Here is a 13,106-nt window from a genome sequence, read left to right as displayed (position 1 = left end):
GGGGGGTGCCGGCGGCCCTCGGTCAGTAGGCTTCAGCGGTGCGCTACGGCGTCACGGAGACGGCGCCCGTCACAGAGACGGCGTTGTACTGCGCTACGGCGTTGTACGGCTGCCGCGCGCGGAGCCGGTCCGCTTGCCGCCGCGCTGCCCCGCCGACTGGAGTGCCCCCTCCAGGGCGAAGGTCGCCGCACCCAGGCACACCGGGTCGGTGGGGATGGGGGACAGGACGATCGCGGTCGAGGCGTACGGCCGTTTGAGCGCATGCCGTCCGACCGCCTCACGCACCTCCTCCAGCAGCGGCTCGCCGAGCGTGGCCGCGACCCAGCTGCTGAGCACCACCACCTCCGGGTTGAGGAGGTTGACCAGGCTGGCGATCCCGGCACCGAGGTAACGGGCTGTGTCTCGCACCACCTTGACGGCCACCGGATCGTCCGCCGCGACCCCGCGGGCCAGCGCGTCGATGGTCGCGGTCTGGTCCTCGGAATGCAGCAGCGGACTGCGCGGGCTCAACTCCCTTAGATTCAGCATGATTCCGGGCGCCCCGACATAGGTCTCCACACAGCCGTGGTTGCCGCAGTGGCACAGCCGCCCGTCGAGCACCAGGGTGGTGTGCCCCCACTCACCGGCACTGTTGCTGACGCCCCGGTGCAGCCCCCCGCCGAGCACCAGCCCGGCGCCCACACCCGTGCCGAGGTTGACCACCACGGCGTCCCCGTGCCCCCGCGCCGCCCCGAACCACAGCTCGGCGACCGCGCAGGCGCGCAGCGGGTTGTCCAGATAGAGGGGATGGGCGATGTGCTCGGTGAGGAGATCCAGCAGGGGCACGTCGTGCCAGTTCCAGTTGGGCGCGTACTCCGCCACGCCCGTGTCGCGGTCCACCTGGCCCGGCACGCTCACCCCGACCCCGAGCACCCGCGAGCCGTCCACCCCGGCCTGGGCGACCACCGAGCCGACGGCCGCGGCGACATGGCCGACGACCTGTTCCGGGCGGCTCTCGCCGGGGCGGATGTCCTCGTCGGCGCGGGCCAGGACGTTGAGCGCGAGGTCGAACAGTTCGACCCTGACGTAGGTCTCCGCGATGTCCACACCGATCAGCGCGCCGCCCGCCGCGTCCACGGCCACCAGACCCCGGGGGCGGCCGCCCGCCGAGTCCTCGAAGCCGACCTCGGTGATCATGTGCAGTTCGATCAGCTCGCCCACCAGAGTGGCCACAGTGGCGAGACTCAGCCCGGTGGCCGCGGCCAACTCCTGGCGGGAGGTGGGGGATTCGGCGATGATCTGGCGCAGTACCTCGTAGCGGTTCGCGGTGCGGATGTCACGTGACGTGCGCTTCACCGAGGTGTGCCCCCATCCCGACAGGCCAGGCCGACCGGGACGACGACACCGGCGCTGGCAAGGCTATGGGCTGCGGGGGACTTTCGACAAGGGGTTAAGAAAGGGGCTTTACGAAGCGTACGGTGGAGATCGACTGTGCTCCGCTCCGTACCGAGCCGGAAGGCCACCGCCGTGACCGAGCGTCCCCGGGCCGTGTTCGCCATGACCGCAGAGAACGTCCCGCAGATCTTCCCACCCGAGGTCCTGGAGCTCCTGCGCTCGTCGCTGGACATCGACCCGGGCTTGGTCTTCCAGCAGGCCGAGGACCTAGTGGATGCGGCCCTCGCGGGGGCTCTCTCCCGCGCCGAGGTACTGGTCACCGGCTGGGGCTGCCCCCGCCTCGACACGGCGGTGCTCGACGCGGCACCCCGGCTGCGGGCGGTGCTGCACGCCGCCGGTTCCGTGAAGGGCTTCACCACGCCCGAGCTGTGGCGGCGCGGCATCACCGTCTCCTCGGCGGCCGACGCCAACGCCGTACCCGTCACGGAGTACACGCTCGCCATGATCCTGCTCGCCGGGAAGGACCTGTTCGCCTTCCGCGACCGGTTCCGCGCCCGCCGCGCCTTCCCCTACGGCGGGATCGTCCCCGGCATCGGCAACTACGGCCGCCGCGTCGGCGTCATCGGCGCGTCTCGCATCGGGCGGCGCCTGATCGAGTTGCTGCGCCCGCACGATCTGCGAGTGAGCCTGGCCGACCCGTACGTCGACGAGGCCGGTGCCGCGGTGCTGGGCGTGGGCCTGCTGCCCCTCGACGACCTGCTGCGCAGCTCGGACATCGTCACTGTGCACGCGCCGGAGACCCCCGAGACCTACCATCTGCTCGGCCGCCGTGAACTGGCGCTGATGCCCGACGGGGCGGTACTGATCAACACGGCGCGCGGGTCTCTGGTGGACCACGACGCGCTGATCGCAGAACTGCGCACCGGCCGCCTCAGCGCCGTGCTGGACGTCACCGACCCCGAACCCCTGCCGCCCGACTCCCCCCTCTTCGACCTGTCCAACGCCTTCCTGACCCCCCACCTGGCGGGCTCCCAGGGCAACGAGGTCGCCCGCCTGGGCCGCACGGTGGCGGAGGAGGCCGGGCGCCTGGCGGCGGGCGCGCCTCTCGAGCACGTGGTGAACCCGGCCACGCTGAGCTGGACGGCGTAACGGGGATTTCGCCCCCGCCGCCCCTTCCCGTTCCCGTCCCTGGGGGCTGCGCCCCCAGACCCCCCTTTCGGCCCTTCGGGCCTCGTCCTCAAACGCCGGAGGGGCTTAATACTTCAGCCCCTCCGGCGTTTGAGGAGCGGGGGGACGGGGGCGGAGCCCCCGTGACGGGACGGGTAGGGGCGGCGGGGGCGAAAAACACCCCCGGCAACGTCGTAGGCTCGGCGGGGCATACCGTGAGGAGTCGTACGACCCACCCCGGAGGAGAACAAGGCATGGGCAGCCGCACCGCACTGGTCGAAGATCTGATGGAGCGGTTCCCGCACGTACCGCGAGAGGCGGTCTTCAAGGAGGACCTACTCCGCGGCGGCGTGGCCTTCGACGCCTCCGCCCTCTCCGACAACGAGGACGGCGAGGTCAAACCGAAGTCGTACTTCATCTTCTCCTTCGACCACGGCACCCTCCCCGAACTCGGCGAGGCAGCCCTGCGGCGCCCCCCGGAGGAGATCATCCTCACCGGCGGCCCCTACGACCTCCGCCGCACAGTGGTCTCCGTACGCGTCAACCCGGCATCGCCGTACCGCGTCGCCGCCGACGACGAGGGCCTGCTCGGCCTGTACCTCGACGGCAAGCGCATCGCCGACGTGGGCGTGCCCCCGATGCCCGAGTACTACCGGCACACCCTGTCCAACGGGAAGTCGGTCATGGAGGTCGCCCCGACCATCCAGTGGGGCTATCTGATCTATCTGACGGTCTTCCGCGTCTGCCAGTACTTCGGTGCCAAGGAGGAATGCCAGTACTGCGACATCAACCACAACTGGCGCCAGCACAAGGCCGCCGGCCGGCCCTACACCGGGGTGAAGGACGTCGAGGAGATCCTGGAGGCCCTGGAGATCATCGACCGGTACGACACCGCGAAGGCGTCCACCGCCTACACCCTCACCGGCGGCGCGATCACCAAGACGGTGGCGGGACGCGACGAGGCGGACTTCTACGGGCAGTACGCCAAGGCCATCGAGGAGCGCTTCCCCGGCCGCTGGATCGGCAAGGTCGTCGCCCAGGCACTGCCGAAGGACGACGTACAGCGCTTCAAGGACTACGGCGTGCAGATCTACCACCCCAACTACGAGGTGTGGGACCGGCGGCTGTTCGAGCTGTACTGCCCCGGCAAGGAGCGCTACGTCGGCCGCGACGAATGGCACAAGCGGATCCTCGACTCGGCGGACGTCTTCGGCGCGCGCAATGTCATCCCCAACTTCGTGGCGGGCGTGGAGATGGCGGAGCCGTTCGGCTTCACCACGGTCGACGAGGCGATCGCGTCCACCACCGAGGGCCTGCGCTTCTTCATGTCGCAGGGCATCACGCCCCGCTTCACCACCTGGTGCCCCGAGCCCACCACCCCGCTCGGCAAGGCCAACCCGCAGGGTGCGCCGCTGGAGTACCACATCCGCCTGCTGGAGGCGTACCGAGCGACGATGGACGAGTTCGGTCTCTCCTCCCCTCCCGGCTACGGCCCTCCCGGCCCCGGCCGCGCCGTGTTCTCCGTGAGCTCCTTCATGGACAGCCTCCCGGCCCAGGAGGAGGCGGCGCTCCAGGCCTGAACCGGCCGGAACCGGCCATCCGAGGCAGGAACGGTCAGGAACGGGCGGGAACGGGCAGGCTCCGACCCGCCCCAACTCACCAGCAACACCAGTCCCATTGACGCGCCGACAAAATCATGGGAATACGGTGAGTCGGAACACCGTCGCCGTCCGTACCACACACGAAAGCCGTGGGGTACGGGCGGTCACCGGCCGGTGACCGGCGGTGGGGCGGCGGAGCGCGACCCGTCGTACCACCGGCGGCAGCCGGATCGGGGAACGCCGCTTGTCAGTTGTGCACGTGGCGTGAAAAGCTCGGACACTGCGGCGAGGTTCCCCGCAACTCCATTGCCAATAAGGCGAGTTGACCTCGCCTGCTGATGCAGGAGACCCATGCCCGACCTGCCGACCCCCGAGGACGCGACAGAGGAAGCGCTGTTCTCCGAGTACTGGGACGCGGTCCTCTCGTACGCCGACCTGTGCACGGCCGGCTCCAGCGCGGCCAACCAGCTGGCCACCGAGGCGTTCACGCTCGGCATGCGTGAGGCCCGTGCCGCCGGGACCGGATCCGCCCGGGGCAGCGGCCGCCGTGCCTCCCGGCTGCCGATGATCCCGCTGCTGCTCACCGCCGTACGCAACACGGCCGCGGCATGGGAGGAGGAGGGCCATGGCCATCGCCTCGATCCGGATCTGCGGCTGTGGCTCAACTCCGAGAAGGCGGCGCGCTATCTGAGCCCGCCCCTCCAACGGCCCATCGCCCTGCGGGGACTGCGCGACATGCAGGAGGCGGACGCCGAACTGCTGTGGCTGGCCGAGGTGGAGGCAATGCCGCTGCCCGCCGTCACCCGCCGCCTCGGTCTCGACCCGGCCGCCGCCGACCGTGAACTCGAGCAGGTGCGCGGCCTGTTCAGGGACCGCTGCCACCGTAACCACCTCGACACCCCGATGGACGCGCAATGCCGTAGCTACGCGCGTCTGCTCGACGCCGTCACCCGCTCGCCCTCCGCCGAAGCCCCCGTCGACCTCTCCAGGCACCTCGCCACCTGTGTGCAGTGCGCCGAGGCCGCCGCGTGCCTGCGGCTGCACGGCGGCACGCTTCCCGCGGCCCTCGCGGGCGGCGTCATCGGCTGGGGCGGGCTCGCCTATCTGGAACGCCGTCGCCGCGCCGCCGAGGTGCGCCGGGGCGGCCGTCCGCCGGCCGTGGACCCCGAGACCGGCGAGCCGAAGAACGGCGAGAGCCATGCCCGCGTGGTGCGCAACTCGCTGCTCGGGGCGGCCGTTGCGCTCTCCTTGGTGGCGCTCGCCGTGTCGATGGCGCCGTTCGGCGGCTCGGGCTCCGGCTCCGACGACACCGCGGCCGCCGACTCCGAGCAGCGCTCGGTCGCCGACTCCGCCGCCGCGACCCCGTCCGTGAGTGCGCGACCCACCGGCCAGGCGGCGTCCCGCACCGCCTCGCCCTCCGTGACCGGTACGGCAAGTACAAGCCACGGCACCAAGACCCACCCCGACCCCGAGCCGCAGGGCACCTCGTCCTCCACCGCGCACGGCACCGACCCCACTACGACCAGGAGCGCGCCGGCCACCTGCAGCGCCGAGTACCGCCTGGACAGCCAGTGGACCGACGGCTTCCAGGCCACCGTCACCGTCACCACAAGCAGCCCGCTCACCGACTGGACGGTCGCCTGGACCTTCCGGGACGGCCAGCGGGTCGGCCAGATGTGGGACGCCGAGGTCGCCCAGAACGGCTCCCGGGTGACCGCCTCCGCCGCCGACTACAACAAGACGGTCACCGCAGGCGGCACCCTCAGCTTCGGTTTCCTCGGGACCTGGGACGGCGGAAACTCGGCCCCGCACGACATCACCCTCAACGGGAACCGCTGCACGACGGGGTGAGGCCCGGTGCGTCCGCCGGGGCCGCCGGGTCGGTGGACGACCGTCAGTGCGCTCGCTAGTCGAACTCCGGAATCACGGCAGGCAGTTCACTCGCCTGCCTGGCGGCGGACAGACTCGGTTGTCGTTGTGCGCGGGGCTGTTCGTGCTGTATGTGGGGCCGGTCGTGCTGTACGTGGATGTGCTGCGCGTGGCCCGGTTGTGCCGCGCGCCGACCGTTGATGGTCCTGCTCGGTCAATTGCCGCCCGATGATGCGGACCTGAAGTCCGACGGCGGATCAACTCGCCTTACTATGGTGATCACTTGACTGCCACGCCCACCCCTGGAGTTCGCCATGTCAGCGTCGGGGAACGACAGCACGCCACCTGTGATCGACACCAGCAGGCCGCATCCGGCACGGATGTACGACTGGTTCCTGGGCGGCAAGGACAACTATCCGGTGGACGAGGCGATGGGCTGCCAGGTGCTCGCCGTCGAGCCGAGCGCTCCGCTGATCGCGAAAGTCAACCGCGCCTTCATGCGCCGCGCGACCCGCTGGGCCGCCGACCAGGGGATCCGGCAGTTCCTGGACATCGGCACAGGGATCCCCACGGAGCCGAATCTGCACCAGGTCGCCCAGCGCGTCGCTCCGGAGTCGCGGGTCGTGTACGTGGACAACGACCCCATCGTCCTCGCCCACGCCGCGGCCCTGCTCCGCGGCTCTTCCGAGGGCGCCCTCGACTACATACAGGCCCACGCGCAGGACACCGCCACCATCCTCGAACGGGCGGCGAAGACCCTGGACTTCGACCGCCCCGTCGCGCTCTCCCTGGTCGCCCTGCTGCACTTCCTGACCGACGACGACGGCGCCCACGACGTGGTCGAACACCTCCTCGCCGCCCTCGCCCCCGGCAGCTGCCTCACCATCTCCCACATCACTGCGGACTTCCTGCCGGACCAGGCCGAGCAGGTCAGCGGCATGTACAACGCCAACGCGATCCACCTGACCCCCCGCACCAAGGCCGAGTTCGCCCGCTTCTTCGAGGGCCTGGACTTCGTTGAACCGGGCATCTCCCCGGCGCAGGCATGGCGTCCGGAGCTGGGCGAGCCGGTCCCCGGCCAGGAGGACATCGTGACGGGGAACTACGTGGCGGTGGCGCGTAAGCCGTGAGGCCGAGGTGAGTGTCCAGGACATCGTCGGCCCCGGCAGCGTGGTCGCCACCGACTGGCACCCCGAACTGGGCGAACCGGTCGCCGGGCAGGACGGCTTCATCGTGGGGTGCCACGCGGCGGCGGCGCGTGAGCCGTAAGCCGTGATCCGTTGCAGGGGGCAGGCCCCTGCAACGCCCTGCGCTCACTCGCCCATCGGGGGCCGCCCATGCGTGGCTCCCGGCGCCCTCCGCCGTCGGCGCACCCGGCCGTCTCCAGCCACTCCTCGCTCAGGACACCGTCCTCGACCGCGTCGTGCAGCCACGCGGCGGTGAGCTCTGTCTGCGCATACGTTGTCCAGGCCGGGTACGAGGCCCTCGAAGGCGTCCGTCCTTGGTGCTGGCTTGCGGCGGTCGGCGTGCGATGCCAAAATGATCAAAATGATCAAGCTGGATGATGTAGCCCGCGCGTCCGGCGTGTCCATCTCGACCGTCTCCCGAGCACTGTCCGAGCCCGAGCGCGTCGCCGAGCCGACCCGCCGTCGCATCTACGCCGCTGTCCGTGAGCTCGGCTACCGGCCCAACCGGGCCGCCAGTCTGCTGCGGTCCGGACGCACGGGGTCGCTCGGTCTTCTGGTGCCGGACCTGGAGAACCCGTACTTCGCCTCCCTGACCAAGGGCGTCCAGGCGCGTGCCCAGGAGGCCGGGATGGCGGTGCTGGTCGCCGACTCCGACGAGAACCTGCGGCGCGAGACCGACCTGGTGGGCCAGCTCGCCCAGCAGACCGACGGAGTGCTGGTCGCCTCTCCGCGGATCCTTGACCTCGACGTCGCCGCCCTGGACGGCACGCCGAGCATCCTCATCAACGCCGAGGCTCCCGGCCTCCCCTCGGTGTCCGTGGACTACGCCGACGCGACGATGCAGGCCGTCGCCCACCTGCACGCTCTGGGTCACCGACGCATCGCGTACGTAGGCGGACCTGCCGGCTCGAGCGCGGACGCGCGCCGCAGGGAGGGCCTGACGCAGGCCGGCGAACGGTTCAGCGACGTCCAGATCGTCGATCTGGGGGCGTTCAGCCCGCGGGTCGAGGGCGGCGAGGCCGCCGCCGACCTTGCCGTCGGGTCCGGTGCGACCGGCATCATCGCGTTCAACGACCTGGTGGCCGTGGGACTGCTGGCGATGCTCGCGCGGCGCGGCATCGCCGTCCCGGACCGGTTGAGCGTCGTCGGCTACGACGACATCCTGGTCTCCCGGCTGGCGACGCCCACGCTGACGACGATGCGCGTCGACATCCGTGGTGTCGGCGAGGCGGCGGTGCAGATGTTCGTCGACCTGACCACGCGGCGTCCCAAAACGCGCGCCGGCGCCGCCGACGAGCGTCGGACGATGCCCACCCGGCTGGTCGTCCGGGAGTCGACCGCAGCGCCGGTGCAGCGCGGCTGAGCGGCCCTTTTTGCGTCGGCCCGGCGGTCGGTGCCCGGGCCGGCCGTCGTCCCGTACCTCCTGACGACGACGTCCGTCCGGCGGCGGAGACCCGGGCCTGAGCGCTCCGCTGAAAGTGCCGCGATGTGCCGTCTGTCGTCTGCGGCGCCATCGTGGCTGGTCGCGCAGTTCCCCGCGCCCCTTCAGGGCGCTGCCGAACCGCAGCGGACTTCGCCCGACCTGCTTAGGCCCTGTCGTCACATTCCCGCCTGCCCTGCGACGTCTGGCACGCTCCCCCAAGCTCTTCGAGCACGGGGCACCCCCACCCCCGAGCTCTCGACTTCGCTCGAGCAGGGGGACCCCCCATGACGCCGCAGGGCCCGCCCTGCGGGCGGACGGCGGGGATGTGACGACAGGGCTGAGGACCCATGCCGGGCGGGCCCAAGGTCCCGCTCCACTCGGCCCCCATGGACCCGTTACACGCGGCCCGGGGAGGTCTATGGTCACATCAATGCGAACGTTCGCATAGTGCTTGAGCAGGCATGATGCTGGTTGGCGTACAAACGTATGCAGAAATCCACCACCACGCCTGGCCCCGGATCGACATCGTGGGAGATGGACAGATGGCTGTCAGCAGCGGAGCCGACGCCCGGGCGGGTGTCGCCCCCGAAGGGATCGTGCCGTGGGCGGGTGTGCCCCTCGAGGACGGTGACGTCCGCCTCGTCTCGACCCCGGACGGTCTGACCGCCGTCGAGATCCACGCGCCCGCCGCCGAGGCACGCGTGTATCTGCAGGGCGCCCACATCGCCGGGTGGACTCCCCGCGAGCAGGCCCCCGTGCTGTGGATGGGGCCGTCGACCGCCTTCTCACCCGGCGTGGCGCTGCGCGGCGGGGTGCCGGTCTGCGCACCGTGGTTCGGTTCCGGCCCCGACGGCACGCGTCAGCCGAACCATGGCTGGGCTCGCCTGCGCACCTGGGACCTGGCCGAGGTGCGGGCCGCCGCGGACGGCGGCGTCGACCTCGTACTGGCGCTGCCGGCGGACCGGCCGGACGCCGACTCGACGCCGGCCGGCCTGTCGCTGCGCCTCGACCTGCACGTCGGCGCGGACCTGACCATGGTGCTCACGGCGACCAACACCTCCGATCGCGCTGTCACGCCGGAGCTCGCCCTGCACGCGTACTGGTCCGTCGAGGCCAGGCGGACCACGCTCGGCGGGCTGGACGACGTCGCGTTCCTGGACCGCGTCCAGGGCGGCGAGCAGACGGCATCGCCGTTCCCCGGCATCGAGGGGCAGACGATCGACCGCGTCTACCCCATGCCGGCGCACATCACGGTGCACGATCCGGGGCACGGGCGCACGATCGAGCTCACCTCCGCCGATGCGCCGCAGGCCGTGGTGTGGAACCCGGGGATCGAGGGCTGCGCGAGCGCGTCGGATCTCGGCGCCGACGACTGGCAGCACTTCCTGTGCGTCGAGGCGGCACGAGTCCGCGGCCAGGCGCCCACGCTGGAGCCGGGGGCCGAGGCGACGCTCACCCTGACGGCCGCCGTCCGGCAGGAGCCGCTGCCCCGGCTGAGTGACGAGCTCGTCACGGTGCCGGACCTGCCGACCCGGATCATCCAGTTCGGTGAGGGCAACTTCCTTCGGGCCTTCGTCGACTGGCAGGTGCACAAGCTCAACGAGCGCACCGACTTCAACGGCGGGGTCGCGGTCGTCCAGCCGCTCCCCGTGGGCCTGGTCGCCGACCTGGAGCAGCAGGACCGGCTGTACACGGTGCAACTGCAGGGCCTGCACGACGGCGCCGAAGTCAGGAGCCGCGAGGTCATCACGGCCCTGACCACGACCGTCGATCCCTACCGGCAGTGGGACACCTTCCTCGCCCTCGCCGAGGACCCCGAGACGCGGGTCATCGTCTCCAACACGACCGAGGCCGGCATCGCGGTCGACCCGCGCGACACCGCCGAGACCACGGTGCCGCGCGGATTCCCGGCCAAGCTGACCCGGTTGCTCCAGCGCCGCCACGAGGCCGGCCTGCCCGGGTTCGTCATCATCCCGTGCGAGCTGATCGACGACAACGGCCGGCAGCTGTGCGAGGCCGTCCTGACGTGCGCCCGCGCGTTCGGGCTGCCCGAGGAGTTCATCGCCTGGGTCGAGCGGGAGAACACCTTCTGCTCCAGCCTGGTCGACCGCATCGTTCCCGGGTTCCCGGCGGACGACGCGCCGGGTGTCTGGCGGGAGCTGGGCTATGAGGACCGGCTGCTCGTCAGCGCCGAGCCCTTCATGCTGTGGGTCATCCAGGGCCCGGCATGGCTCGATGAGGTGCTGCCGCTGCGGACGGCGGGCCTCGGTGTCGTCATCACCGATGACCTGCAGCCCTATCACGACCGCAAGGTGTTCCTGCTCAACGGCCCCCACACGACGATGTCGTCGCTGGCGCGCAACGCCGGCCTGGCGACCGTCGGCGACGTGATGGCCGACGACCTGTTCCGGGACTTCCTCCGCGCCGAGATGTACGACGAGATCTTCCCCACCATCGACCTCCCCGAGGAGGAGCTGCGGGCGTTCGCCGACCAGGTGGAAGAACGGTTCCGCAACCCGTTCGTGCGCCACTCGCTGGATTCGATCGCGCTCAACGCGGTCTCGAAGTTCGCCGCGCGGCTGCTGCCCGTCGTCAACGCCCACGCCGACCGCGGCGGCCCGCTGCCCCGCCGGATCGTGCTGACCCTCGCGGCGCTGCTGTGGACCTACTCCGGCAAGGCCCCGGCGGCTCCGGTCGACGCCGAGGAGACGATCGCGCGGTTCGCCGGCGTCCTGGAGCCGGGCGGCGTCGAACGTGCCCTGGGCGACCAGGAGACCTGGGGCCAGGACCTCACCCGGGTTCCCGGGCTGCTCGACCTGGTCCGCGCCGACCTCGAGCGGCTCCAGACCGACGGCGTGCTCGCACTCGTTGGCGAGCTGCGTGGCTCCGAGAGCTCCACGGAAGGACGTCGACATGGCTGACGCACTGGTGCTGCACCCCACCGACACGGTCGCCGTCGCCGTGCGCGCCGTACGCGCCGGGCAGACCCTCACGCTGGGCGGCGATCCGGGATCCACGGTGCGTGTCACCGTAGTTGAGGACATCGCACCGGGTCACAAGATCGCCCTCACCGCCGTCCCCGAGGGCACGGACGTCGTCAAGTACGGGCTCCCCATCGGGCGTACGACGACGGACATCCCCGCAGGCGCGTGGATCCACTCCCACAACCTCCGCACCAACCTCGGATCCGACCTCGCCTACCGGTTCGACCCGACGCCGCACCGCACCGCGCCCGGGTCGAGCGCCCGGACGTTCCGGGGATACCGGCGCGCCCACGGCCTGGTCGGCATCCGCAACGACCTGTACGTCGTGCCGACGGTCGGCTGCATCAACGCCCTGTGCGAGGGCATCCTGCGCGACTTCGACGCGGCGCACCCCGAGGGTCAGCCGTTCGACTCCGCGATCGTCATGCGGCACCCCTACGGCTGCTCGCAGCTCGGTGGGGACCTGGACATGACGCGCCGGATCCTTCAGGACATCGTCCGGCACCCCAACGCCGGGGGCGTCCTGGTCGTCGGGCTGGGTTGCGAGAACAACCAGCTCGATGAACTTCGTGCGGGGCTCGGCGACCACGACCCTGCTCGCGTGCGGTTCATGGTCGCCCAGGACGTCGACGACGAGTACGAGACCGGGGTCCGACTGCTCGGGGAGCTGCGCGAGGCGGCGCTCGGCGACCGGCGCGAGGAGGTCCCGATCTCCGAGCTGCGCGTCGGGGTCAAGTGCGGAGGGTCCGACGGCTTCTCCGGGATCAGCGCCAACCCCCTGATCGGACGTTTCACCGACTGGCTCGTCTCGCACGGCGGTTCAGTGGTGCTCACCGAGGTGCCCGAGATGTTCGGTGCCGAGACCGTGCTGATGTCCCGGGCCCGCGACGCCGAGGTCTTCCACGAGATCGTCGGCCTGATCAACGACTTCAAGGACTACTTCCGGCGCTACGACCAGCCGATCTACGAGAACCCGTCCCCTGGCAACAAGGCGGGCGGCATCACGACGCTCGAGGAGAAGTCGCTGGGCTGCACCCAGAAGGCCGGCACCGCCGAGGTGCAGGACGTGCTGGCCTACGGCGCCACCGTCCGTCGGCCCGGGCTCTCGCTGCTGCAAGGCCCGGGCAACGACCTGGTGTCGTCGTCCGCGCTCGCGTCCGCGGGCTGCCAGCTGGTGCTGTTCTCCACCGGGCGCGGCACGCCCTTCGGCACCTACGTGCCCACGCTGAAGATCGCGTCGAACACGCCGCTGGCCCAGCGCAAGGCCCGATGGATCGACTTCGACGGCGGGCGCACCCTGGCCGAGCCGATGGATCAGGTCCTCGACGACTTCGTCGAGCTCGTCTCAGCCGTCGTCGACGGTGCCCCGACCCGTAACGAGAAGTACGGCATGCAGGAGATCGCGATCTTCAAGGACGGCGTGACCGAATGAGGCACCCCGGCGCGCGATGAACGGCGCTGTCTCGGGCGCCGGTGACGCCGGGCGCCGACGCAGCAGTTT

9 protein-coding genes are annotated in these 13,106 nt (G+C 71.1%); 8 read left to right on the top strand and 1 reads right to left on the bottom strand.

The genetic code is table 11. The features are described 5' to 3' along the window. Nucleotides 1-93: 93 nt before the first annotated feature. Nucleotides 94-1,335: an ROK family transcriptional regulator gene (locus ACSYGN_RS08245; protein ID WP_460393413.1), complete on the bottom strand. Its 1,242-nt coding sequence runs from the start codon at nucleotides 1,333-1,335 to the stop codon at nucleotides 94-96. A 171-nt stretch (nucleotides 1,336-1,506) separates the two neighbouring features. Here ACSYGN_RS08245 and ACSYGN_RS08240 point away from each other — a divergent pair, with 171 nt between their 5' ends. The 8 genes from ACSYGN_RS08240 to ACSYGN_RS08205 all read left to right on the top strand — a co-directional run bounded on the left by ACSYGN_RS08240 (nucleotide 1,507) and on the right by ACSYGN_RS08205 (nucleotide 13,037). Beyond that, on the top strand, nucleotides 1,507-2,523 hold the full coding sequence (locus ACSYGN_RS08240; RefSeq protein WP_460393411.1) for a hydroxyacid dehydrogenase: 1,017 nt from the start codon (nucleotides 1,507-1,509) through the stop codon (nucleotides 2,521-2,523). A 272-nt stretch (nucleotides 2,524-2,795) separates the two neighbouring features. Next, nucleotides 2,796-4,121, top strand: coding sequence for a radical SAM protein (locus ACSYGN_RS08235; RefSeq protein WP_460393409.1), 1,326 nt, complete (start codon nucleotides 2,796-2,798; stop codon nucleotides 4,119-4,121). Between the two features lie 372 nt (nucleotides 4,122-4,493). Beyond that, a complete protein-coding gene (locus ACSYGN_RS08230; RefSeq protein ID WP_460393407.1) occupies nucleotides 4,494-5,993 on the top strand; it encodes a cellulose binding domain-containing protein in 1,500 nt (499 codons plus the stop codon). 332 nt (nucleotides 5,994-6,325) lie between these two features. Then, nucleotides 6,326-7,141 (top strand): SAM-dependent methyltransferase, encoded by an 816-nt coding sequence (locus tag ACSYGN_RS08225; RefSeq protein ID WP_460393405.1) that lies wholly within the window; start codon nucleotides 6,326-6,328, stop codon nucleotides 7,139-7,141. Nucleotides 7,142-7,148: 7 nt separating this feature from the next. Beyond that, nucleotides 7,149-7,280, top strand: coding sequence for a hypothetical protein (locus ACSYGN_RS08220; protein ID WP_460393403.1), 132 nt, complete (start codon nucleotides 7,149-7,151; stop codon nucleotides 7,278-7,280). 279 nt (nucleotides 7,281-7,559) lie between these two features. After that, nucleotides 7,560-8,561: a LacI family DNA-binding transcriptional regulator gene (locus tag ACSYGN_RS08215; RefSeq protein WP_460393401.1), complete on the top strand. Its 1,002-nt coding sequence runs from the start codon at nucleotides 7,560-7,562 to the stop codon at nucleotides 8,559-8,561. A gap of 602 nt (nucleotides 8,562-9,163) precedes the next feature. Next, a complete protein-coding gene (locus ACSYGN_RS08210; protein ID WP_460393399.1) occupies nucleotides 9,164-11,542 on the top strand; it encodes a tagaturonate reductase in 2,379 nt (792 codons plus the stop codon). After that, nucleotides 11,535-13,037 (top strand): UxaA family hydrolase, encoded by a 1,503-nt coding sequence (locus ACSYGN_RS08205; RefSeq protein ID WP_460393397.1) that lies wholly within the window; start codon nucleotides 11,535-11,537, stop codon nucleotides 13,035-13,037. Before ACSYGN_RS08210 ends, ACSYGN_RS08205 begins: the two co-directional genes overlap by 8 nt. Nucleotides 13,038-13,106: the final 69 nt, after the last annotated feature.

Source organism: Streptomyces sp. YIM S03343 (assembly GCF_054729195.1).
Note: the sequence above shows the minus strand (reverse complement) of the source record. Positions and strands in the feature narration are given on the sequence as shown.